This window comes from Pseudomonas sp. UBA6315, from assembly GCF_002438125.1.
GTDB classification, from domain to species: Bacteria; Pseudomonadota; Gammaproteobacteria; order Pseudomonadales; family Pseudomonadaceae; genus Aquipseudomonas; species Aquipseudomonas faucium.
The window spans coordinates 1-21,989 of record NZ_DJTF01000213.1; the positions used below are offsets into that span (position 1 = coordinate 1).

Sequence of the window (21,989 nt, forward strand, 5' to 3'; positions counted from 1 at the left end):
AAAAAAGTAGGCCCCTCCTGTCGTAACTGCGCTTTTGCGCAATTAGACAAGAGATTTACCTGTGATTAACCGTTTCAGTGGCGAGTTTCTGAGGCCGTGTCGGTGCCGCCACCTGCAAAGAGTTGCGCAACATCGCTGGCATCGAAGAAATAGCGCTCGTTGCAGAACTGGCAATCGATCTCCACCTTGCCGCCACATTCCTCGACCAGCTGCTTGGCGTCGTGCTCGCCAAGACTGACCAGCGCATTGCCGGAACGTTCGCGCGAGCAGCTGCACTGGAAGCGCAGCGACTGGATATCGAACAGGCGCACGGCGTCTTCGTGGTACAGGCGGTGCAGCAGGGTCTCGTTGTCTTCGGACCACTCCTGGGCCTTGAGTGTGCTGGCCAGGGCCACCACGTGCTGCCAGCTGTTCTCGCGGTCTTCCTCGTCGCGCTCGCGGTCCACCGGCAGTTGCTGCAGGAGCAGGCCACGGGCCTTGCCGCCTTCGGCATTGAGCCAGAAGCGGGTGTTGGTCTGCTGCGACTGAACGAAGTAGTTGGTGAAGCACTCGGACAGGTTGGCGCCGTCGAGTTCCACGGTGCCCTGGTAGCGCTGGCCCTTGATCGGGTCGATGGTCAGGGTCAGGTGGCCGTCGGGCATCAGCTGCGACAGCGTCGCGCCGTCCGGGATCTGCTCGGCTTCATAGCGCGCCATGCCGCGGATTTCGCGCTCGCTGGAGCACTCGACCATCAGCAGCGGGATCGGCCCTGCCGAACGCGCCTGGAGAATCAGCAGGCCGTCGAACTTCATCGCGCCCACCAGCAATGCCGTGGCGGCCATCAGCTCGCCGAGCACCGCCGCCACTGGCTGCGGGTACTGGTGACGCGCCAACACGGCGGCGTAGCTGTCGTCCAGCGCCACCCACTCACCGCGGATATCGCGGTCGTCGAAGATGAAACGCTGGGTGAAATCGGTATCCGGCAATTCGCTCATAGGTTTTGGCTATCTGAAAAATGATGACAAAATGGTTACACGGGCTTTCGACACGTTGCGAAAGCCCGTGGCAGAGCGCTCACAAGGCGCTCCGAATCCTGTTGGCAATAGAGGTATTTTATGGACAATCGACCACTGTTCCAAGCAAGGTGGTCTTGGGGCCCATTGGCAGCCTGTACCCTGCTACCCATCGCTCTACTGTGTTTCTGGTTATGGCCCATTGGCCAGATACTGTGCCTGACTTTCGACGAATGGCTGTTCCACAGCCTCAATGCGCCGTTAGCCGATAACACCCTGTGGCGTTACATCTGGACCCTTGGCAGCCTGCGACCGTTCGACATCGTCGTCGGCCTGATCCTGCTCACCGTGCTGATCCGTGGCAATTGGGTGTTCAAGGCCAGCCAGGTGCGCGAAGCGTTTTTCGGCTTCCTCGTCACGCTGATCCTATTAGTGGTGATTCGCGCGCTGTTTTCCAAGTGGGTGGATGCTGCCGGCTGGCAACATGTGAGCCCTTCGATGGTGTTCGACAACGTCGTGCACCTGAGCGACTACTACCCGAACCTGGAAAAGGCCTGGGAACTGAAGGACCGCTCCGGCAAGAGCTTCCCTGGCGACCACGCCTCGGTGCTGCTGATCTGGGCGCTGTTCATGAGCCTGTTCAGCCGGCGCCTGGGGCAGTACCTGGTGATCTGGGGCCTGGCCGTGCTGTTCATGCTGCCGCGCCTGGTGGCCGGTGCCCATTGGGGGCAGGACGACTACATCGGGGGCTTGCTGATGGCACTGCTGGCCTTGGGCTGGAGTTGCCATACGCCCTTGGCAGCCAAGGGCAGTGCCCTGCTGATGCGCTGGACGGCGCCGCTGTTTGCCCTGGCAGCCAAGTTGCCGTTGATCGGGCGGCTGGCGGTGGTTCGCTAGATCGTCAAAGGGCTGCCCAGCAGCCCTATCCCCAGCTACAGACCCTGTGGGAGCCGGCTTGCCGGCGATTGGGCCGCCCCGCGGCCCCACTCAATCAAAGCTGCCATGCAGCTGGTGGATCTGCCGCCGCTGCTTCTTGTTCGGCCGGCCATCGGTGGTCATGCCCATGGCGCCAGCCTTGCGCATCTCCGCCGCCTGCTCACGCCGGCGCAGGCTCTCTTCGGTTTCTTCATACAACGCCTGCGCCTCGGGCGCGCCCCGGCGCACCACCGACAGCGCCTTGACCACCACCGTGCGCTCATCGAAGCCTGTGCGAAGCACGAACTCGTCGCCTACGCGCGGCTCCTTGCCCGGCTTGCAACGCTCGCCCCGGCAATGCACCTTGCCACTTTCGATCGCCGCCTTGGCCAGCGCGCGCGTCTTGTAGAAGCGGGCCGCCCACAGCCATTTGTCCAGGCGGACCTTGTCGTCGTCCTCGGCTTTTTGTGCCATAGCGTTTCCTCGAATTCTGTCTTTCATCGAACTGTACTACCGTAACGATCAGATGCAAAAAGTCCCCGGCGTGCTTACAGTTCACCACCTCATTCGCAGGGTGTGCTTCGTGAAGACATTTGACCATCTGACTGTGATCGGCCTGCGCGAGTGGGTCGCGCTGCCCGGCCTCGGCGTGGCGGGCCTGCGCGCCAAGATCGACACCGGCGCCAGTACCTCCAGCCTGCATGCCACCGAGGTCGAGACATTCGAACGCGACGGCCAGGCCTGGGTGCGTTTCACCGCTCACCTGGGTTCGATGGTGCAGCTGCGCCACCGCCGCTGCGAGGCGCCGCTGGTCACCATGAAGACCATCAAGAGCTCCAACGGCCATGCCCAGACCCGCTACGTCATCCGCACGCCGCTGGCGCTGGGCGACCGGGTGTGGGAGGTCGAATTCACCCTGGCCTGCCGCAAGAACATGCGCTACCGCCTGCTGCTCGGCTCCAAGGCGCTGATCCACGGCCAGTTGGTGGTCAACCCGGGCCTGAAGTACGTTCAAGACAAACCGGCCCTCGCGGCCACCCTTTCCCCTGTCACAGGTGCTGCATGAAGATCGCTGTGCTGTCGCGCAATCCGCGTCTGTATTCCACCCGCCGCCTGGTCGAAGCCGGTACCCAGCGTGGCCACGAAATGGTAGTGATCGATACCCTGCGTGCCTACATGAACATCGCCAGCCACAAGCCGCAGATCCACTACCGCGGCAAGCCGCTGGAGGGGTTCGATGCGGTGATCCCGCGCATTGGCGCCTCGGTGACCTTCTACGGCTGCGCGGTCTTGCGCCAGTTCGAGATGATGGGTGTGTACCCGCTCAACGAGTCGGTGGCCATCGCCCGCTCCCGTGACAAGCTGCGCTCGCTGCAGCTGCTATCGCGCCGCGGCATCGGCCTGCCGATTACCGGTTTCGCTCACTCGCCGGACGACATCCCCGACCTGATCCAGATGGTCAATGGCGCGCCCCTGGTGATCAAGGTGCTCGAAGGCACCCAAGGCATCGGTGTGGTGCTGTGCGAGACCACCCAGGCGGCAGAATCGGTGATCGAGGCGTTCATGGGCCTGAAGCAGAACATCATGGTTCAGGAGTACATCAAGGAGGCCGGCGGCGCCGACATTCGCTGCTTCGTGGTGGGCGACAAGGTGATTGCCTCGATGAAGCGCCAGGCCAAGCCAGGCGAATTCCGCTCCAACCTGCATCGTGGTGGCGTTGCCAGCCTGATCAAGATCACGCCTGAAGAGCGGATTACGGCCATTCGTGCGGCCAAGGTGATGGGCTTGAGCGTGGCGGGTGTGGATATCCTGCGCTCCAACCATGGGCCGCTGGTGATGGAGGTGAACTCTTCGCCGGGGCTCGAAGGCATCGAAGTGACCACCGGCAAGAACGTTGCCGGCATGATCATCGAGCATCTGGAGAAGAATGGTGGGCCGAACCAGACCCGGACCAAGGGCAAAGGTTGATTCAAGCCTGTACCGGCCCTAATCGCCGGCAAGCCGGCTCCCACAGGTTCGCCACAGATTCAGAGAATTGTGGTGTACCTGTGGGAGCCGGCTTGCCGGCGATAGGGCCAGCGAGAATCACACAGCATTGCGCGGCAGCAACAGCCCCAACGGCAACCTCACCCGCGCCTCGATCCCGCCGCCGGAGCGGTTGCGCAACTCGACATTGCCGCCATGCTGCGCCGCGATCCGCTTGACGATCGCCAAGCCCAGCCCGGTGCCTTTGCCACCCCGGGCACGGTCCCCGCGAATGAACGGGTTGAAGATGGTCTCCAGCTCCGACTCGTCGATCCCGGCGCCCCGGTCAAGCACGCTCAGCACCACATACGGCGCACTCTCGTCACCCGACACATAGGCAGCCACCTCCACGCCCTTGCCCGCATGGTGCAAGGCGTTGCCGATCAGGTTGCCCAGCATGCGCTTGAGCGACACCCGGCGCAGCGGGAATGGCGGGATCGGCTCCAGGCACAAGCGCACGCGCTCGTGGGGCTGGTTGTAGGGCGCCACCACTTCACGCACCAGGTCGGCAAGGTCGACTTCTTCCACCGGTTCGTCACGGCCATCGCGGATGAACGCCAGGAACTGGTCGAGGATGGCGTCCATGTCCTCGATGTCGCGCACCATGTCATCGCTCAGCTCGTTGTCGCTGTCCAGCAACGACAACGACAGGCGCAAGCGTGTCAGCGGCGTGCGCAAATCGTGGGAAACCCCCGCCAGCATCAGCTCGCGCTCGCGCCCGGCCTGCTCGACATCTTCGGCCATCTGGTTGAACGCCCGGTACACCTCGGTCATCTCGCTGGGCGTATCGCTGATCGGCAGGCGCACGCTGCGCCCCTGGCCAAGCTGGCGAGCGGCGAACACCAGGCGCTTGAGCGGCTGGTTGAGCTGACGCACGAAGATCCATGCCGAGGCGGTGGACAACAGGCCGATGGCCAGGAACCAGCCCAGCACGTTCCAGATCTTCTGCCCGCGCAGCGGATGAGGATACAGCGGTACTTTCAGCCAGCCCGGGCCCAGGCTCGGGGCATTGACCCACAGCGCCGGCGGCGCGTGGATGCGCAGGCGCACTTCGGTGTCTTCACCCAGTTCGGCCTGCATCTGGCGCTGGTAGATTTCGCTGTACGGCCAGTGCTGCTCACCTTCGGGCACACCCGAGCCGGTTACCCGAATAAGGCCGGCCGCCTCGGCGATCTTGTCGCGGTTTTCTTCATCGGCGGCCCAGTAGGCGCGCAAGGTCAGCGCCACGCCGTGGCTGTACTGGCGATCGACCAGCACGTCCTCGTTCATCAGCAGGTAGACCAGGGTCAACGCCTTGGAGAACAGGACGACGATCAGTACCAGCCACAGGGTGCGAGCAAAGAAACTCTGCGGGAACCAAAGCGGTGTTTTCATTGACGGCGCAGCATCATTTACCAGCGTTTCCGTCTGGAACGAACACGTAGCCCACGCCCCAGACCGTCTGGATATAGCGTGGCTTGGACGGGTCTGGCTCGATCATGCGGCGCAGGCGCGAAATCTGCACGTCGATGGAGCGCTCCAGGGCGTCCCACTCGCGGCCACGGGCCAGGTTCATCAGCTTGTCGCGGGTCAGCGGCTCGCGGGCATGCATGACCAGCGCCTTGAGCACGGCGAATTCGCCGGTGGTGAGCATGTGCACTTCGTCACCGCGCTTGAGCTCGCGGGTGGCCAGCGACAGCTCGTAGTCGCCGAAGGTGACCGACTCGTCCTCGCTGCCCGGGGCGCCCGGCACGCTCGGGGCCTGGCGACGCAGCACGGCCTTGACCCGGGCCATCAGCTCGTCCGGGTTGAACGGCTTGCCCAGGTAATCGTCGGCGCCCAGCTCCAGCCCCTTGATGCGGCTGAGCTCGTCGCCCTTGGCGGTGAGCATGATGATCGGGATCTGGTTGTTCGACTGGCGCAGGCGCTTGCACGCGGACAGGCCGTCTTCACCCGGGAGCATCAGGTCGAGCACCACCAGGTTGAACACCTCGCGCTGCAGCAGGCGGTCCATCTGTTCGGTGTTGGGCACCGCGCGGGCGCGATAGCCCTTGCTGGTGAAGAAACGTTCCAGCAGGCTGCTGAGCCCGGGATCGTCGTCGACGATGAGAATCTTGTCACCTTCAGCGGTGTTGGGGGTGCCAGTCATGAATAACTCCTCTGATATCGCCGCGCATTATGGCGTAGCCATTACCCTGCGTGCCGTGAGCATTGTTAGCAGATTTTTCCCCTGGCGCCACTTCCTGGCCATCGACACTGGCCGGGCGCCATCACCGCAAGGCCTTTTCGATGGGTATAATGCGCGGCTTTCAATCCTTGCCAGGTGGTTTACATGGACAGCATCAACAGCCGTATCGCCGAGGAACTGGGCGTTCGCCCGCAGCAGGTCGAAGCGGCCGTGGGCTTGTTGGACGAAGGCTCGACCGTGCCCTTCATCGCCCGCTACCGCAAGGAAGTGACCGGCAGCCTGGACGACACCCAGCTGCGCCACCTGGAAGAGCGCCTGCGCTACCTGCGCGAACTCGACGAGCGCCGCGCCAGCATCCTGTCCAGCATCGAGGAGCAGGGCAAGCTGACCCCGGAGCTGGCCCGCGAGATCAAGCTGGCCGACACCAAGACCCGCCTCGAAGACCTTTACCTGCCGTACAAGCAAAAGCGCCGCACCAAGGGCCAGATCGCCCTGGAAGCCGGCCTCGGCGAGCTGGCCGACGGCCTGTTCAACGACCCGCAGCTGGCCCCGGAAAGCGAAGCCGCGCGCTTCGTCGACGCCGACAAGGGCGTGGCCGACGTGAAGGCCGCGCTGGAAGGCGCCAAGTACATCCTCATGGAGCGCTTCGCCGAAGACGCCGCGCTGCTCGACAAGCTGCGCAACTTCCTCAAGCACGAAGCCGTGCTCAGCGCCCGCGTGGTGGCCGGCAAGGAAGAGGAAGGCGCCAAGTTCCGCGACTACTTCGCCCATGACGAACTGCTGCGCAACGCCCCGTCGCACCGCGCCCTGGCGATTTTCCGCGGGCGCAACGAAGGCGTGCTGAGCGCATCGCTGAAGGTCGGCGAGGAGCTGCCAGGCACCCTGCACCCGTGCGAGGTGATGATCGCCAGCCACTTCGGCCTGGCAAACCACAACCGCCCGGCCGACAAATGGCTGGGCGAAGTGGTGCGCTGGACCTGGAAGGTCAAGCTCTACACCCACCTGGAAACCGACCTGTTCGGCGAGCTGCGCGACAACGCCGAAGGCGAGGCGATCAACGTCTTCGCCCACAACCTGCACGACCTGCTGCTGGCCGCCCCGGCCGGCCCGCGCGCCACCCTGGGCTTCGACCCGGGCCTGCGTACCGGCTGCAAGGTCGCCGTGGTCGATGCCACCGGCAAGCTGCTGGACCACACCACGGTCTACCCGCATGCGCCGAAGAACGACTGGGACCGCACCCTCTCCATCCTCGCTGCCCTGTGCGCCAAGCACTCGGTGGAGCTGATCGCCATCGGCAACGGCACCGCCAGCCGTGAAAGCGACAAGCTGGTGGGCGAGCTGGTGAAAAAATACCCGGCCCTGAAGATCACCAAGGTCATGGTCTCGGAAGCCGGCGCCTCGGTGTATTCGGCCTCGGAGCTGGCCGCCCGCGAATTCCCGGACCTGGACGTGTCGATCCGCGGCGCGGTGTCGATCGCCCGTCGCCTGCAGGACCCGCTCGCCGAACTGGTGAAGATCGACCCGAAATCCATCGGTGTCGGCCAGTACCAGCACGACCTGTCCCAGCTGAAGCTGGCCCGCGGCCTGGACGCCGTGGTCGAGGACTGCGTGAACGCCGTGGGCGTGGACGTCAACACCGCCTCGGTGGCGCTGCTGACCCGCATCTCCGGCCTCAATGCGTCCCTGGCGCAGAACATCGTCGCCCACCGCGATGCCAATGGCCCGTTCGCCACCCGCGCCGCGCTCAAGAAAGTCAGCCGCCTGGGCGAAAAAACCTACGAGCAGGCCGCAGGCTTCCTGCGCGTCATGAACGGCGACAACCCGCTCGATGCCTCGGCCGTGCACCCTGAGGCCTACCCGCTGGTCAAGCGCATCGCTGCCGATACCGACCGCGACATCCGCTCGCTGATCGGCGACAGCGGCTTCCTCAAGCGCCTCGACCCCAAGCGCTTCACCGACGAAACCTTCGGCCTGCCGACCGTCACCGACATCCTCCAGGAACTGGACAAACCCGGCCGCGACCCACGCCCCGAGTTCAAGACCGCCACCTTCCAGGACGGCGTCGAGGACCTCAAGGACCTGGAGCCGGGCATGATCCTCGAAGGCGTGGTCACCAACGTCACCAACTTCGGTGCCTTCGTCGACATCGGCGTGCACCAGGACGGCCTGGTGCACATCTCGGCGCTGTCGGAGAAGTTCGTCAAGGACCCGCGCGAAGCGGTCAAGGCCGGCGACGTGGTCAAGGTCAAGGTCATGGAAGTGGACATCCCGCGCAAGCGCGTCGGCCTGTCCATGCGCATGAGCGACACGCCGGGCGAGAAGGTCGAAGGCAACCGCGGCGGCAACCGTGGCAATGGCGGCAACCGCCCGCAGCAGGCCCCGCGCCAGCGTGAAACGGCCACCGCAGCCCCGGCCAACAATGCCATGGCGGCGCTGTTCGCCAACGCCAAGCAACTGAAGAAGAAATGATGGAAATCCCCAAGGAACTGGTCGAAAGCGCCTACAGCCAGCTGCTTGGCTGCCGCGTGCAACGCCTGGACACAGGCGTTGCCGAGGTGGCCCTGGCGCTCGAGCCGCACTTGCGCAACCGCGGCCAGAAGCTGCACGGCGGGGCGATCTTCAGCCTGGTGGACATCGCCATGGGCCTGGCCTGCTCGCCCAGCCATGGCTTCGACCAGCAGAGCGTGACCATCGAGTGCAAGATCAACTACCTGCGCGCCGTCAGCGACGGTGAAGTGCTGTGCACCGCCCGCGTGCTGCACGCCGGGCGCCGCACCCTGGTGGTCGACGCCGACGTAGTCCAAGGCGACAAACTGGTGGCAAAAGCGCAAGGAACCTTCGCGGTTCTCTAGCTCACCAAGGGGTATCTGCGGTATTTTCCGGCAGTGCGCTGGCACTGCCGGAACCGCGTAAACCAGGCGACAACGCCAGTTCCTTTGTTCCTACCCTTGTAGACCGTTATCTCTACCCCCATATTGGGGCGACTGACGCGTGAAGGAATCCATCTTGAGCGACCTCCTCAACCGCCGCCTGAGCCTGCTCGGCGCCAATCTCCCCCTGCTCGAGCAGTGCCTGCACGGTATTGAGCGCGAATGCCTGCGTGTGACCGATGAAGGTCGCCTGGCCCAGACCCCACACCCCGAAGCGCTGGGTTCGGCGCTGACCAACGAGCAGATCACCACCGATTATTCCGAGTCGCTGCTGGAGTTCATCACCCCAGCCCTGGCAGACCCGGCCAAGGTGCTCGAGAGCCTCGAACAGACCCACCGCTTCGTCTACAGCAAGCTCGCCGACGAATACCTGTGGAGCCCGTCGATGCCGTGCACGCTGCCGGCCGAGGAGGACATCCCGATCGCCGAGTACGGCACCTCCAATATCGGCAAGCTCAAGCACGTCTACCGCAAGGGCCTGGCCCTGCGTTACGGCCGCACCATGCAGTGCATCGCCGGCATCCACTACAACTTCTCGCTGCCCGAAGCGCTGTGGCCCCTGCTGCGCGACGCCGAAGGCAGCAGCGAAAGCGACCGCGATTACCAGTCCTCGGCCTACATTGCGCTGATCCGCAACTTCCGCCGCTACAGCTGGTTGCTGATGTACCTGTTCGGCGCCTCGCCGGCACTGGACAAAGGCTTCCTGCGTGGCCGCCCGCACCAGCTCGAAGAGCTCGATGGCGAAACCCTGTTCCTGCCCTACGCCACCAGCCTGCGCATGAGCGACCTGGGTTACCAGAGCAACGCCCAGGCGGGCCTCACGCCTTGCTACAACAACCTCGACAGCTATACCGACAGCCTGCGCAAGGCCGTCGGCACGCCCTACCCGCCCTATGTCGAGATCGGCACCCATGTGGATGGCGAATGGGTGCAACTGAACACCAACATCCTGCAGATCGAGAACGAGTACTACTCGAACATCCGCCCCAAGCGTGTCACCTACACCGGCGAGCGGCCGATCCAGGCCCTGACCTCGCGCGGCGTGCAGTATGTGGAAGTGCGCTGCCTGGACATCAACCCGTTCCTGCCGGTGGGCATCGACCTGACCGAGGCCCGCTTCCTCGATGCGTTCCTGCTGTTCTGCGCACTGGAAGAAAGCCCGCAGCTGGACAACGGCGAATGCAGCCAGTGCACCAGCAACTTCCTCACCGTGGTCAAGGAAGGCCGTCGCCCAGGCCTGGAGCTTCACCGCGATGGCCAGCCGATCACGCTCAAGGCCTGGGCCACCGAGCTGATCGGGCGCATCGGCCAGCTGGCCGACCTGCTCGACCGCGCCCACGGCGGTGATGAACACGCCAAGGCGTTGGAAGAGCAGCAGGCCAAGGTCGACGACGCCTCGCTGACGCCGTCGGCGCAGGTCCTGGCGCGCATGACCGAGCATGACGAAAACTTCGTGCAGTTCTCCCTGCGCCAAAGCCGCATCCATGCCGAAACCTTCCGCGAGCAGCCGCTGCCCGCCGAGCGCCAGCAGGCCTACGAGACCCTGGCCCGCGACTCGCTGGCCGAGCAGTCGCGCCTGGAGCAACAGGAGGTCGGCGACTTCGACCTGTTCGTCGGTGCGTACCAGGCCAGCATCCTGGCGATCAGCAACTGATGACCCGCAGCCCCACCCCACGCAAGCCACGCGCCAGCAGCCAGGCCAGGATCGAAGCTATCCTGGCGGCCGCGCGCGAGCTGCTGGCCGGGCAAGGGGTGGCGGCGTTGTCGATCTACAGCGTGGCCGAGCGGGCGCAGATTCCGCCTTCGTCGGTGTACCACTTCTTCGCCAGCGTGCCGGCCTTGCTCGAAGCGCTGACCGCCGATGTGCACCGGGCCTTTCGCGAAGCGCTGCGCGCGCCGATCGACAGCAGTGCATTCGATACCTGGCATGAGCTATCCCGCCTGATCGAGCAGCGCATGCTGGCCATCTACAACGAGGACGCTGCGGCGCGGCAGCTGATTCTGGCGCAGCACGGGCTGAGCGAGGTGGTGCAGGCCGACCGGCAGCACGACATGGAACTGGGCGACTTGATGCACAAGCTGTTCGACCAGCATTTCAAGCTGCCGGTGATGCCTGGCGATGTGGATGTGTTTGCCTTGGCCATGGAGCTGAGCGACCGCGTGTATGCGCGCTCGGTGCAGCTGCATGAGCAGATCACCCCGCGCATGGCCGAGGAAGGCAAGCGGGTGTTCGAGGCGTACCTGGGGTTGTATCTGCCGCCGTTTCTGGCCAAGCGCTAGGCCAGAAATCGTTGGGGCCGCTTTGCGTCCCTTCGCGGGGCAAGCCCGCTCCCACAGATACCCCGCTGGCTTGAAACCTTGCGCGGTACCTGTGGGAGCGGGCTTGCCCCGCGAAGGGCTGCAGAGCAGCCCCCTTCAACGCCAGAATCACAGCTTGGCGATAGAAACTTCAGTCGATTTCACGAAGGCAATCACTTCACTGCCCACCTGCAGCTCCAGCTCTTTCACCGAACGCGTGGTAATCACCGACGTCACGATGCCCGAGGCCGTCTGCACGTCGATTTCCGACAGCACCGGGCCTTCGAGGATTTCTTTCACGGTGCCTTTGAACTGGTTACGGACGTTGATCGCTTTGATAGTCATGGCTTGATTCCTTCTCTTTGGCTTCAGTCTGGTAAGTGAGTCGTCAGTGCGCCCAACGCAGTTGCGTGGGCAAAGGGGCTACAGGGTCCGGCTCGGGCGGTGTGCCCGGGGCCGACAGAACGCGGTTGAGCACTTCGCTTTCCAGCGCGGCCAGGCGGTGCGAACCACGCGCCCTGGGCCTTGCCAGCTCGACAGTGAGGTCCAGGCCGACTTCGCCGTCCTCGATCAGGATCACCCGGTCGGCCACCGCGACGGCTTCATTGACGTCGTGGGTCACCAGCAGCACGGTGAAGCCGTGCTGACGCCACAGGCGTTCGATCAGTTGCTGCATCTCGATACGGGTCAGCGCATCCAGCGCGCCCAGTGGCTCGTCCAGCAGCAGGCGCGGCTGGTGGATCAGTGCGCGGGCCAGGGCCACGCGCTGTTTCTGGCCACCGGACAACGCCGCTGGCCATTCATTGGCACGGTCAGCCAGGCCGACCGCCTCCAGGGCATCCAGCGCGCGTTGCCGCCAGTGGCCACGCAGGCCCAGGCCGACGTTGTCGATCACCTTCTTCCAGGGCAGCAGGCGTGCATCCTGGAACATCAGCCGGGTGTCCTCGCGGGCATCGGCCAGCGGTGCCGGGCCTGCCAGCAGTTCGCCGGCGCTGGGCTGGTCGAGCCCGGCCAAGAGGCGCAGCAAGGTGCTCTTGCCGCAGCCGCTGCGCCCGACGATGGCAACGAACTGGCCGGCCGGGATGTGCAGGTCGATGCCACGCAGCACTTCACGCTGGCCGAAGGTCTTGCGCAGGCCGTTGGCGGCCAGCGGGATGCCCCGCAGCAAGCGTGGCGGTTGTTCCTTGAGCACGGTCATGCGCCCTCCTTCTTGGCCACTTGGTAGGCCGGGTGCCAGCGCAGCCACACACGCTCCAGGCCGCGAGCGGCGAGGTCGGCGAGCTTACCGAGCACGGCGTAGAGGACGATCGCCAGCACCACCACGTCGGTCTGCAGGAATTCTCGGGCGTTCATCGCCAGGTAGCCGATGCCGGAGTTGGCCGAAATGGTCTCGGCCACGATCAGGGTCAGCCACATGAAGCCCAGGGCGAAGCGCACCCCGACCAGGATCGACGGCAGCGCGCCCGGCAGGATCACCTGGCGGAACAGGCCGAAGCCCGACAGGCCATAGCTGCGCGCCATCTCCACCAGCGCCGGGTCGACGTTGCGGATGCCGTGGTAGGTGTTCAGGTAGATCGGGAACAGCGTGCCCAGCGCGACCAGGAAGATCTTCGCCGACTCGTCGATACCGAACCACAGGATCACCAGCGGGATCAGCGCCAGGTGCGGCACGTTGCGGATCATCTGCACCGAGCTGTCGAGCAGGCGTTCGCCCCAGTTCGACAGGCCGGTGATGAAGCCCAGCACCAGGCCGATGCTGCCACCGATCAGAAAGCCCAGGCCGGCACGCCAGCCGCTGATGGCCAGGTGGGTCCAGATTTCACCGCTGCGTACCAGCTCGACACCGGCGCTGACCACCGCGCTGGGCGCTGGCAGGATGCGCGTCGACAGCCAGCCTGCGCTGACCGCCAGCTGCCACACCGCCAGCAGTGCCAGCGGCAGTGCCCACGGCGCCAGGCGCTGGGTCAGGGTGGAGGACGTTGCACGACTCATGGCCCGGTCCTCAGCTCTGCGACACGGACTTGGGCAGGATGTCGTTGGCCACCATCTCGCCGAACGGGCTCACGTAGCCGCCGCTTTTCGGCTGCTCCGGGCGTTGCACGTCGAGGTGCGGGAACAACAGCTCGGCAACGCGGTAGGACTCTTCCAGGTGCGGGTAGCCGGAGAAGATGAAGGTATCGATGCCCAGCTCGGCATATTCCTTGACCCGCGCCGCCACGGTCGGGCCATCGCCGACCAGTGCAGTACCGGCGCCGCCGCGTACCAGGCCGACACCGGCCCACAGGTTGGGGCTGACTTCCAGGTTGTCGCGGTTGCCACCGTGCAGGGCAGCCATGCGCTGCTGGCCCACCGAGTCGAAGCGCGCAAGCGAGGCCTGGGCGCGGGCGATGGTGTCGTCGTCCAGGTGCGAGATCAGGCGGTCGGCTGCGGCCCAGGCTTCTTCGTTGGTTTCCCGCACGATCACGTGCAGGCGGATGCCAAAGCGCACTTCACGGCCCTGGGCAGCGGCTTTCTCACGCACCTGGGCGATTTTTTCGGCAACGGCAGCAGGCGGCTCGCCCCAGGTCAGGTACAGCTCGACCTGCTCGGCAGCCAGGTCCTGGGCGGCTTCGGACGAGCCACCGAAGTACAGCGGCGGGCGCGGCTGTTGGATCGGTGGGTAGAGCAGCTTGGCGCCCTTCACTTGGATGTGCTTGCCGTCGTAGTCGACGTTCTCGCCTTCCAGCACCTTGCGCCAGATGCGGGTGAACTCGACCGAGGCTTCGTAGCGTTCCTGGTGGTTCAGGTGCAGGCCGTCACCGGCCAGCTCGTCCGGGTCGCCGCCGGTCACCAGGTTGAACAGTGCACGGCCGTTGGACAGGCGGTCCAGGGTTGCCGCCTGGCGCGCAGCCACGGTCGGCGAAATGATGCCCGGGCGCAGGGCGACCAGGAACTTCAGGCGCTGGGTCACCGGGATCAGCGATGCGGCCACCAGCCAGGAATCCTCGCAAGAGCGCCCGGTGGGGATCAGCACCCCGCCGAAGCCCAGGCGGTCGGCGGCCTGGGCGATCTGCTGCAGGTAGCCGTGGTCGACCGCGCGGGCGCCGTCGGAAGTGCCCAGGTACTTGCCGTCACCGTGGGTTGGGAGGAACCAGAAAATGTTAAGGCTCATTGGAGTTGTCTCCTCAGGGGTGGCTCAAGCCGGGGCGGCGCCCCGGCGCAGGCTGATCGATCAAGGCGCGCTGGCGACCTTGGCCGGGGGTGTCCAGATCACGTCCTTGATGCTCAGCGCCTTGGGAATCAGCTTGAGCGCCGTGAAGGTGTCGGCGATTTTCTGTTGCGAAGCCACGACCTCGGGGGTCAGCGGGCTGGCACCGTAGCCTTGGCGCTTGACCGAGGTCAGGGTGATCTCGGCGGGCAGGCCGAGCAGCGGCGCAACCTGGTCGGTGACCTGCTGCGGGTTGGCCTGGGACCATTGGCCCACGGCGCGCACTTCTTCGATCAAGGTGTTGATCACCGCCGGGTGCTGGGTCGCGTAGTTGCGGGTGGCCAGGTAGAACTGGTGGTTGTCGACCAGGCCCTTGCCATCACGCAGGGTCCGGGCCTGCAGCTGCTGCTCGGCGGCGGCCTGGTACGGGTCCCAGATCACCCAGGCATCGACGCTGCCACGCTCGAAGGCGGCGCGGGCATCGGCGGGCGGCAGGTACACCGGCTGGATATCGCTGTACTGAAGGCCGGCGTCCTGCAAGGCGCGGACCAGCAGGTAATGGACGTTGGAGCCTTTGTTGAGGGCGACTTTCTTCCCCTTGAGCTCTTTCACCGACTGGATCGGCGAGCCCTTGGGCACGAGGATGGCTTCGCTGTGCGGCGCAGGCGGCTCGTAGGCCACATAGAGCAGGTCGGCACCGGCGGCCTGGGCGAACACGGGTGGGGTTTCGCCGGTGACGCCAAAATCGATGGAGCCGACGTTCAGGCCTTCGAGCAGCTGCGGGCCACCTGGGAATTCGGTCCACTGCACCTGCACGCCCTGCTCGGCCAGGCGCTTCTCCAGCGTGCCCTTGGCCTTGAGCAGCACCAGGGTGCCGTATTTCTGGTAACCGATGCGCAGGCTCTCGGCCTGGGCTTGGGTAATGGCGCCGAAGGACACAGCCGCCGCAAACAGGGCGACCAGACCACGACGCAAGAAGACTGTGCGCATGGCGCTCTCCTGTGCGATTGGGTTCGGGTTGCACCTGCTTGCCTCGTTGGCGGGCGAGTAAGGTGATACAGCGGTAGGACGGGATCAGAGGATCTGTGGAAGTGACAGTACCAATGTTTTTATATATCTAGAAATCATATTTTTTCATTTGTTTATTCCATTTTGCATTTATCGCTCGCGCTTGTTGCAGGCATAAAAAAGGGCCGTCGAAACGGCCCGAATATCCCTGCTATGGCTAAGAGCAATGCAACGAGGAATTCTTTAGCGATTGGGTTGCGGGGTCAGCCGCAGGTACGGCTTGACCGCCCGATAACCTTTGGGGAAGCGCTGCTTGATCTCGTCCTCGTCCTTGAGCGAAGGCACGATCACCACCTCGTCGCCGTCCTGCCAGTTGCCTGGCGTGGCGACCTTGTGGGTGTCGGTCAGTTGCAGCGAGTCGATCACCCGCAGGATCTCGTTGAAGTTGCGCCCGGTACTGGCCGGATAGGTGATGGTCAGGCGCACCTTCTTGTTCGGGTCGATGACGAACAGCGAGCGCACGGTCAGGGTGTCGCTGGCGTTGGGGTGAATCAGGTCGTACAGGTCGGACACCTTGCGGTCGGCGTCGGCGATGATCGGGAAGTTGACCACGGTGTTCTGGGTCTCGTTGATGTCCTCGATCCACTTGTGGTGCGAGTCGACCGGGTCGACCGAAAGCGCGATGGCCTTGACGCCGCGCTTGGCGAAGTCGCCCTTGAGCTTGGCGGTCAGGCCCAGCTCGGTGGTGCACACCGGGGTGAAGTCGGCCGGGTGGGAGAACAGCACACCCCAGCTATTGCCCAGCCATTCGTGGAAACGGATCTTGCCTTCGCTGGAATCCTGTTCGAAATCAGGGGCGATGTCGCCGAGTTTGAGGCTCATGGGGTGCGGCTCCTGTGCTGTGTTCTGGCCTTGTGGGGTTCAATGTGCCTGCATCCGAATAAAAACAAAAAGAATAAATACTGATTTATTTATAACCTTATTGCATACCGAATGGCAGGCACAAAAAAGCCTCGCACTAGGCGAGGCTTTCTGTGTGGCTACGACTTACATGAAGGCGTAAGTGTAGTTCACGATGAAGCGAGCCTGATCCTGGTCTTTGGTGAACTCGCTGGTCGAGCCACCGCTACCACGGTAGACACCTTGACGCAGGCTGAAGCCCAGGCCTTTGAGGGTGCCGTCCTGGATGGTGTAGTCGATACGCGCGTCACGCTCCCACTCGTTGTAGGTACCGTGGCCGCTGCGGTAGCGAATGTCGTCACCACGCAGGTAGGCAACCGATGCTTTCAGACCTGGGACACCCAGGGCAGCGAAGTCATAGGCGTACTGGCCGAAGTTGGTGTTCTCACCCGCACGGGCGAACTGGTTGATCATGCTGTCGGTGAACAGGTAGAAGCTGGAGCCACCTGCGCCTTCGGAGCTGCCGTTGTCATTGACCAGGCTGCCCTGGCCCAGCCACACGAAGCCACCGTCGTCACCGACTTGCTGGCGACCGACCAGGAACGAGTGGCCACCCAGGGTATAGGTGAACATCGCCGACCAGGTCTTGTTGTCGATCTCGCCAAGGTGCTTGGCGTAGCCGCCGTTGTTGTTGAAGTTGTAGGTGCTGTCGTTGCCGTTCTTGCCGTCGCTGCTGCTGTCGAAGTAGCGCAGGTCGGTCTTGAACGACTGGTTGTCAGAAATCTTGAAGACGTGAGTCGCACCCAGGAAGTGCTGCTTGTAGAAGTCTTCCAGGTTCGAGTAGTAGTACTGCAGGGTCAGGTCTGGAGTGAGCTTGTAGTCCAGGCCGCCGTAGCGGAACTTGTTGCTTTCTGCAGTAGCGCCAGCCACGGACAGACCGGTACGGTTGCTCGAGGCGCGACCCATGGCGTGGGTCAGCTGACCGGCGTTGATGGTCAGGTTGTCGATTTCCTTCGACTGGATGGTGCCACCCTCGAAGGTCTGCGGCAGCAGACGACCATCGTTGGAAACCAGGATCGGCAGGTTCGGTGCCAGGGCGCTACCGAAGTGCGCTTCGGTCTTGGAGAAGCGTGCCTTGGCGTTGGCGCCCAGGCGAGCCCATTGGCTTTCTGCCGACTTGTCGTGTGCGCTCGGGAAGAAGCTGCTGTTATCAGGGTGCTTGCCCTTGCCGCCGTCGAGGTGGATGCCCCACAGCGCCTGAGCGTCGACGCCGAAGCCAACGGTACCTTGGGTGAAGCCGGAAATGTAGTCGAGCTTGAAGCCCTGACCCGATTCACGGTTGTCGTTGACGCCACCTTCGCGGGTGTCGTTGTTGAAGTACATGGTGCGCGAGCTCAGCGCCAGTTTGCTGTCTTCAACGAAACCGGCAGCGCCTGCAGTTTGGGCGATGACCCCCAGTGCCACGGCCACGGCCAGGCTGGACTTGTACATGTTTTGCTCCTCTACGTTCTAATTCTTGTGTATCTCTGGCGGCGGAGTCTTCTGCCCCGCTCACCGTGGATGGGCGATTTAGTCCCAAAGCGTGACCAATAAGTCAATCGTTTCTGAACGTTTCGCGACTTTGGTCTAAGGACGCAACCTGCGCTACAGGATAATGACAATCCTATAAATCCAAAATGACCGTTTTATGAATTAGTAAGATTTTTACGGAATATAGGTGAAACCTTTACTGCAAAAAGTTGTATCGACCCCGTCAATCATACCTTTAGGTTATTTGCAAACGTTTGCCGACCGGTTACCCGTCAACCACCCCTGACGAGGGGACAAAGACTAGCAGCGCACCGGTGTTCCGCCAGTGGGCATTTCCCAGGCAAGGCGCGTTAAAGCATTTGGCTCCTAAGCTAATGCGAAAAAGTTATTTATTTTCGATTTCTTAGATCATCTAGTCTTCTCGCCATCCATCACATCGATTGCCTGACGAGAGGTTCACCATGATCCCGCATGCCCCGCTGCGCCTGTTCGCCGCCCTGACTCTCGCCAGCACCAGCTGGTTGGCCCAGGCCGCCGACCTCACGGTCGCCTACCAGACCACCGTCGACCCGGCCAAGGTGGCCCAGGTCGATGGCGCCTACGAAAAGGCCAGCAAGGCCGACATCGCCTGGCGCAAGTTCGACAACGGCGCCGATGTGATCACCGCGGTCGCCAGCGGCGACGTGCAGATCGGCTACCTCGGTTCCAGCCCGCTGGCAGCAGCGGCCACCCGCAAGCTACCAGTGGAAACCTTCCTCATCGCCACCCAGATCGGTGCAGGTGAAGCGCTGGTCGCGCGTGACAGCATCAAGACGCCGCAAGACCTGGTCGGCAAGAAAGTCGCCGTGCCGTTCGTTTCCACCGGCCACTACAGCCTGCTGGCGGCGCTCAAGGGCTGGAACATCGACCCCTCCAAGGTGCAGATCCTCAACCTCGCGCCACCGGCGATCATCGCCGCCTGGAAGCGCGGCGACATCGACGCCACCTACGTCTGGGACCCGGCCCTGGGCGTGGCCAAGGAAAACGGCAAGGTGCTGATCACCTCGGGCCAACTGGCCGAACAAGGCGCGCCGACCTTCGACGCCTGGATCGTGCGCAAGGACTTCGCCGACAAGCACCCCGATGTGGTCAAGGCCTTCGCCAAGGTCACCCTCGACGCCTACGCCGACTACCGCAAGGACCCAAAAGCCTGGCTCGCCAACCAGGACAACGTGGCCAAGCTGGTCAAGCTGTCCGGTGCCAAGGCCAGCGACATCCCGGTGCTGCTGGAAGGCAACGTCTACCCGCTGGCCGCCGACCAGGCCAACGCCCTGGGCGCACCGACCACCAAGGCGCTGACCGATACCGCCACCTTCCTCAAGCAACAGGGCAAGGTCGACGCGGTGCTGCCGGACTACTCGCCTTACGTCAGCGCCAAATTCCTGCCCAACTGAACCTGATCCGGAGCCCGTCATGGCCTTGCTCGAGCTGGAGCGCATCAGCGCACAGTACCCCGGCGCCACCACCCCGGTGCTGGCCGACATCAACCTGAGCCTGGGGCCTCGCCAACTGCTGGTGGCCCTCGGGCCATCGGGCAGCGGCAAGACCTCGCTGCTGAACCTGATCGCCGGTTTCGTCGCCCCCAGCGGCGGGCGCATCAGCCTCGATGGCGTGCCGGTGCAAGGCCCCGGCGCCGAGCGTGGCGTGGTGTTCCAGGACGACGCCCTGCTGCCCTGGCAGAACGTGCTGGGCAACGTCGCCTTCGGCCTCGAGCTGGCTGGCGTGGCGCGCAGCGAACGTGAAGCCAAGGCCCGCGAAATGCTCGCGCTGGTCGACCTGGCCGGCTTCGGCGATCGGCGTGTCTGGCAGTTGTCCGGTGGCCAGAAACAGCGTGTGGGCCTGGCCCGCGCACTGGCAGCCGACCCACGGGTGCTGCTGATGGACGAGCCGTTCGGCGCGCTCGACGCCTTCACCCGCGAGCAGATGCAGGAGCTGCTGCTGCAGGTGTGGCAGCGCACCGCCAAGCCGGTGTTCCTGATTACCCATGACATCGAGGAAGCCGTGTTCCTGGCCAGCGAGCTGGTACTGCTGGCACCCAACCCGGGGCGTGTGGTCGAGCGCCTGCAGCTGGACTTCGGCCAGCGCTACGCCGCCGGCGAGTCGGCCCGGGCGATCAAGTCCGACCCCCGCTTCATTGAAACCCGCGAGCATGTGCTGGCGCGGGTGTTCTCCCAACGCCAAAGCCTGCAGGAGCCCGCATGAGCAGCCTCGATCTGCCGGTCGCCGGCAAGCGCGACGCCCAATCCCGGCCAGCCATAAAAGCCCGCCGCCCCCTTTCAACCCGCTGGATCAGCACCCTGACCCTGGCCAGCCTGCTGCTGGCCTGGTGGCTGGTGACCGCCGCCGGCTGGATCGAGCCACTGTTCCTGCCCTCGCCCGGCGACATCCTGGCCAAGGGCTGGGCCCTGCTCACCCAGGGCTACATGGACGCCAGCCTGTGGCAGCACCTGGGTGCCAGCCTCGGCCGCATCGGCCTGGCCCTGGCCGCCGCCACCCTGACGGCGATCCCGGTCGGCATCGCCATCGGCTACAACCGCGTGGCCCGCGGCATCCTCGACCCGCTGATCGAGTTCTACCGGCCGATTCCGCCGCTGGCCTACCTGCCGCTGATCGTCATCTGGTGCGGCATCGGCGAGCTGTCCAAGGTGCTGCTGATCTACCTGGCGATCTTCGCCCCGATCGCCATCGCCACGGCCACCGGCGTGCGTACCGTCGACCCGGCCAAGCTGCGCGCCGCGCAGTCGCTGGGGGCCACCCGGGCGCAGCTGATTCGCCATGTGATCCTGCCCAGCGCTCTGCCCGACATCCTCACCGGCATCCGCATCGGCCTGGGCGTCGGTTGGTCGACCCTGGTCGCCGCCGAGCTGATCGCCGCCACCAGCGGCCTGGGCTTCATGGTGCAGTCGGCGGCGCAGTTCCTGGTCACCGACGTGGTGGTGCTGGGCATCCTGCTGATCGCCCTGATCGCCTTCGCCCTGGAGATGGGCCTGCGCGCCCTGCAACGCAAGCTGGTGCCCTGGCACGGGCAAAGCCACTGAACTGGACTGACCACGCCGGCAACCCGGCGCCTAGCACGAGAAAAGCCATGAGCCTGACCATCACCCCACTCAGCCCGGCGCTCGGCGCCCAGATCAGCGGCGTCGACATCAGCCGCGACATCAGCATCGAGCAGCGCGACGCCATCGAGCAGGCGCTGCTCAAGCACCAGGTGCTGTTCTTCCGCGACCAGCCAATCAACCCCGAGCAGCAGGCGCGCTTCGCCGCGCGTTTCGGTGACCTGCACATCCACCCGATCTACCCCAACGTGCCGGAAACCCCGCAGGTGCTGGTGCTCGATACCGCGGTCACCGACGTGCGCGACAATGCCGTGTGGCACACCGACGTGACCTTCCTGCCGACCCCGGCGCTGGGCGCGGTGCTCAGTGCCAAGCAGCTCCCAGCCTTTGGCGGCGACACCTTGTGGGCCAGCGGCATCGCTGCGCTGGAGGCGCTGTCGGCGCCGCTGCGCGAGTTGCTCGACGGGCTGAGTGCCACCCACGATTTCACCAAGTCGTTCCCGCTGGAGCGCTTCGGTACCACGCCAGAGGACCTGGCGCGCTGGGAAGAAACCCGGCGCAAGAACCCGCCGTTGTCGCACCCGGTGGTGCGCACCCACCCGGTGAGCGGGCGCAAGGCGTTGTTCGTCAATGAAGGGTTCACCACGCGAATCAACGAGCTCAGCGAGCTGGAGAGCGAGGCGCTGCTCAAGCTGCTGTTCGCCCATGCGACGCGGCCTGAGTTCAGCATTCGCTGGCGTTGGCAGGAGAATGACGTGGCGTTCTGGGATAACCGGGTGACACAGCATTTTGCTGTGGATGACTACCGGCCGAATCGGCGGGTGATGCATCGGGCGACCATTCTTGGGGATGCGCCGTTCTGATGCAGACGGGCGAGGCCTTTGGCCTCGAATCGCCGGCAAGCCGGCTCCCACAGGGTTTGCAGCGCTTCTGTGGGAGCCG

Annotated in this window: 22 protein-coding genes; 11 read left to right on the forward strand and 11 right to left on the reverse strand. The window is 64.4% G+C overall.

Features of this window, described 5'->3' with window-relative positions; translation table 11 throughout:
* Window positions 1-74: 74 nt before the first annotated feature.
* Window positions 75-974, reverse strand: coding sequence for an Hsp33 family molecular chaperone HslO (hslO, locus tag B3E94_RS25235; RefSeq protein WP_176511966.1), 900 nt, complete (start codon window positions 972-974; stop codon window positions 75-77).
* Between the two features lie 120 nt (window positions 975-1,094).
* Between hslO and B3E94_RS25240 the strand changes: the two genes are divergently transcribed.
* Window positions 1,095-1,889 carry a phosphatase PAP2 family protein gene (locus B3E94_RS25240; protein ID WP_286915631.1) on the forward strand — a complete coding sequence of 265 codons (795 nt, stop codon included), beginning with the start codon at window positions 1,095-1,097 and terminating at the stop codon, window positions 1,887-1,889.
* Window positions 1,890-1,979: 90 nt separating this feature from the next.
* Here the strand turns inward: B3E94_RS25240 and B3E94_RS25245 are convergent, their stop codons facing one another.
* Window positions 1,980-2,381: an RNA-binding S4 domain-containing protein gene (locus tag B3E94_RS25245; RefSeq protein ID WP_176511968.1), complete on the reverse strand. Its 402-nt coding sequence runs from the start codon at window positions 2,379-2,381 to the stop codon at window positions 1,980-1,982.
* A gap of 109 nt (window positions 2,382-2,490) precedes the next feature.
* On the opposite strand from B3E94_RS25245, the gene B3E94_RS25250 reads away from it, so the two are divergent.
* Both B3E94_RS25250 and rimK read left to right on the forward strand, forming a co-directional pair.
* Window positions 2,491-2,973 carry an ATP-dependent zinc protease gene (locus B3E94_RS25250; RefSeq protein ID WP_176511969.1) on the forward strand — a complete coding sequence of 161 codons (483 nt, stop codon included), beginning with the start codon at window positions 2,491-2,493 and terminating at the stop codon, window positions 2,971-2,973.
* Complete coding sequence (gene rimK / locus B3E94_RS25255) at window positions 2,970-3,875, forward strand: 30S ribosomal protein S6--L-glutamate ligase (RefSeq protein WP_012316721.1); 906 nt, start codon at window positions 2,970-2,972, stop codon at window positions 3,873-3,875. Before B3E94_RS25250 ends, rimK begins: the two co-directional genes overlap by 4 nt.
* Before the next feature lie 117 nt (window positions 3,876-3,992).
* Here the strand turns inward: rimK and B3E94_RS25260 are convergent, their stop codons facing one another.
* Together B3E94_RS25260 and ompR are read right to left on the reverse strand one after the other, a co-directional pair.
* Complete coding sequence (locus tag B3E94_RS25260) at window positions 3,993-5,306, reverse strand: ATP-binding protein (protein ID WP_176511970.1); 1,314 nt, start codon at window positions 5,304-5,306, stop codon at window positions 3,993-3,995.
* 13 nt (window positions 5,307-5,319) lie between these two features.
* Complete coding sequence (gene ompR / locus B3E94_RS25265; RefSeq protein ID WP_008099008.1) at window positions 5,320-6,060, reverse strand: two-component system response regulator OmpR; 741 nt, start codon at window positions 6,058-6,060, stop codon at window positions 5,320-5,322.
* A gap of 183 nt (window positions 6,061-6,243) precedes the next feature.
* Between ompR and B3E94_RS25270 the strand changes: the two genes are divergently transcribed.
* The 4 genes from B3E94_RS25270 to B3E94_RS25285 all read left to right on the forward strand — a co-directional run bounded on the left by B3E94_RS25270 (window position 6,244) and on the right by B3E94_RS25285 (window position 11,309).
* Window positions 6,244-8,568 carry a Tex family protein gene (locus B3E94_RS25270; protein ID WP_286915633.1) on the forward strand — a complete coding sequence of 775 codons (2,325 nt, stop codon included), beginning with the start codon at window positions 6,244-6,246 and terminating at the stop codon, window positions 8,566-8,568.
* Entirely contained in the window at window positions 8,568-8,951 is a 384-nt protein-coding gene (locus tag B3E94_RS25275; protein ID WP_286915634.1) for a PaaI family thioesterase, read from the forward strand. The genes B3E94_RS25270 and B3E94_RS25275 overlap by 1 nt, the downstream gene beginning before the upstream one ends.
* A gap of 154 nt (window positions 8,952-9,105) precedes the next feature.
* On the forward strand, window positions 9,106-10,683 hold the full coding sequence (gshA, locus tag B3E94_RS25280; protein ID WP_236237926.1) for a glutamate--cysteine ligase: 1,578 nt from the start codon (window positions 9,106-9,108) through the stop codon (window positions 10,681-10,683).
* A complete protein-coding gene (locus B3E94_RS25285; protein ID WP_176511974.1) occupies window positions 10,683-11,309 on the forward strand; it encodes a TetR/AcrR family transcriptional regulator in 627 nt (208 codons plus the stop codon). Before gshA ends, B3E94_RS25285 begins: the two co-directional genes overlap by 1 nt.
* Window positions 11,310-11,456: 147 nt before the next feature.
* Here B3E94_RS25285 and B3E94_RS25290 read toward each other — a convergent pair whose 3' ends face one another.
* From B3E94_RS25290 to B3E94_RS25320, 7 genes are all read right to left on the reverse strand, one after another.
* A complete protein-coding gene (locus B3E94_RS25290; RefSeq protein WP_008095172.1) occupies window positions 11,457-11,672 on the reverse strand; it encodes a TOBE domain-containing protein in 216 nt (71 codons plus the stop codon).
* 43 nt (window positions 11,673-11,715) lie between these two features.
* Window positions 11,716-12,525 (reverse strand): aliphatic sulfonates ABC transporter ATP-binding protein, encoded by an 810-nt coding sequence (gene ssuB / locus B3E94_RS25295; RefSeq protein WP_286915635.1) that lies wholly within the window; start codon window positions 12,523-12,525, stop codon window positions 11,716-11,718.
* The gene (ssuC, locus tag B3E94_RS25300; RefSeq protein WP_176511976.1) at window positions 12,522-13,319 is read right to left on the reverse strand and encodes an aliphatic sulfonate ABC transporter permease SsuC; all 798 of its coding nucleotides are present in this window, start codon (window positions 13,317-13,319) and stop codon (window positions 12,522-12,524) included. The genes ssuB and ssuC overlap by 4 nt, the downstream gene beginning before the upstream one ends.
* 10 nt (window positions 13,320-13,329) lie before the next feature.
* Window positions 13,330-14,478: an FMNH2-dependent alkanesulfonate monooxygenase gene (gene ssuD / locus B3E94_RS25305; RefSeq protein ID WP_176511977.1), complete on the reverse strand. Its 1,149-nt coding sequence runs from the start codon at window positions 14,476-14,478 to the stop codon at window positions 13,330-13,332.
* 60 nt (window positions 14,479-14,538) lie between these two features.
* On the reverse strand, window positions 14,539-15,504 hold the full coding sequence (locus tag B3E94_RS25310; protein WP_236237927.1) for a sulfonate ABC transporter substrate-binding protein: 966 nt from the start codon (window positions 15,502-15,504) through the stop codon (window positions 14,539-14,541).
* Between the two features lie 261 nt (window positions 15,505-15,765).
* Window positions 15,766-16,404, reverse strand: a complete 639-nt coding sequence (locus B3E94_RS25315; RefSeq protein ID WP_176511979.1) for a peroxiredoxin — start codon at window positions 16,402-16,404, stop codon at window positions 15,766-15,768.
* Between the two features lie 165 nt (window positions 16,405-16,569).
* The gene (locus tag B3E94_RS25320; RefSeq protein ID WP_286915636.1) at window positions 16,570-17,913 is read right to left on the reverse strand and encodes an OprD family outer membrane porin; all 1,344 of its coding nucleotides are present in this window, start codon (window positions 17,911-17,913) and stop codon (window positions 16,570-16,572) included.
* A 500-nt stretch (window positions 17,914-18,413) separates the two neighbouring features.
* On the opposite strand from B3E94_RS25320, the gene tauA reads away from it, so the two are divergent.
* From tauA to tauD, 4 genes are read left to right on the forward strand one after another with little or no spacing between them, the layout of a single operon-like run.
* Window positions 18,414-19,385, forward strand: coding sequence for a taurine ABC transporter substrate-binding protein (gene tauA / locus B3E94_RS25325; protein ID WP_236237928.1), 972 nt, complete (start codon window positions 18,414-18,416; stop codon window positions 19,383-19,385).
* 19 nt (window positions 19,386-19,404) lie between these two features.
* Window positions 19,405-20,193, forward strand: coding sequence for a taurine ABC transporter ATP-binding subunit (tauB, locus tag B3E94_RS25330; RefSeq protein WP_286915637.1), 789 nt, complete (start codon window positions 19,405-19,407; stop codon window positions 20,191-20,193).
* Window positions 20,190-21,029 (forward strand): taurine ABC transporter permease TauC, encoded by an 840-nt coding sequence (gene tauC, locus B3E94_RS25335; protein ID WP_286915638.1) that lies wholly within the window; start codon window positions 20,190-20,192, stop codon window positions 21,027-21,029. Before tauB ends, tauC begins: the two co-directional genes overlap by 4 nt.
* A gap of 47 nt (window positions 21,030-21,076) precedes the next feature.
* Window positions 21,077-21,910 carry a taurine dioxygenase gene (gene tauD / locus B3E94_RS25340; RefSeq protein ID WP_286915639.1) on the forward strand — a complete coding sequence of 278 codons (834 nt, stop codon included), beginning with the start codon at window positions 21,077-21,079 and terminating at the stop codon, window positions 21,908-21,910.
* Window positions 21,911-21,989 lie beyond the last annotated feature (79 nt).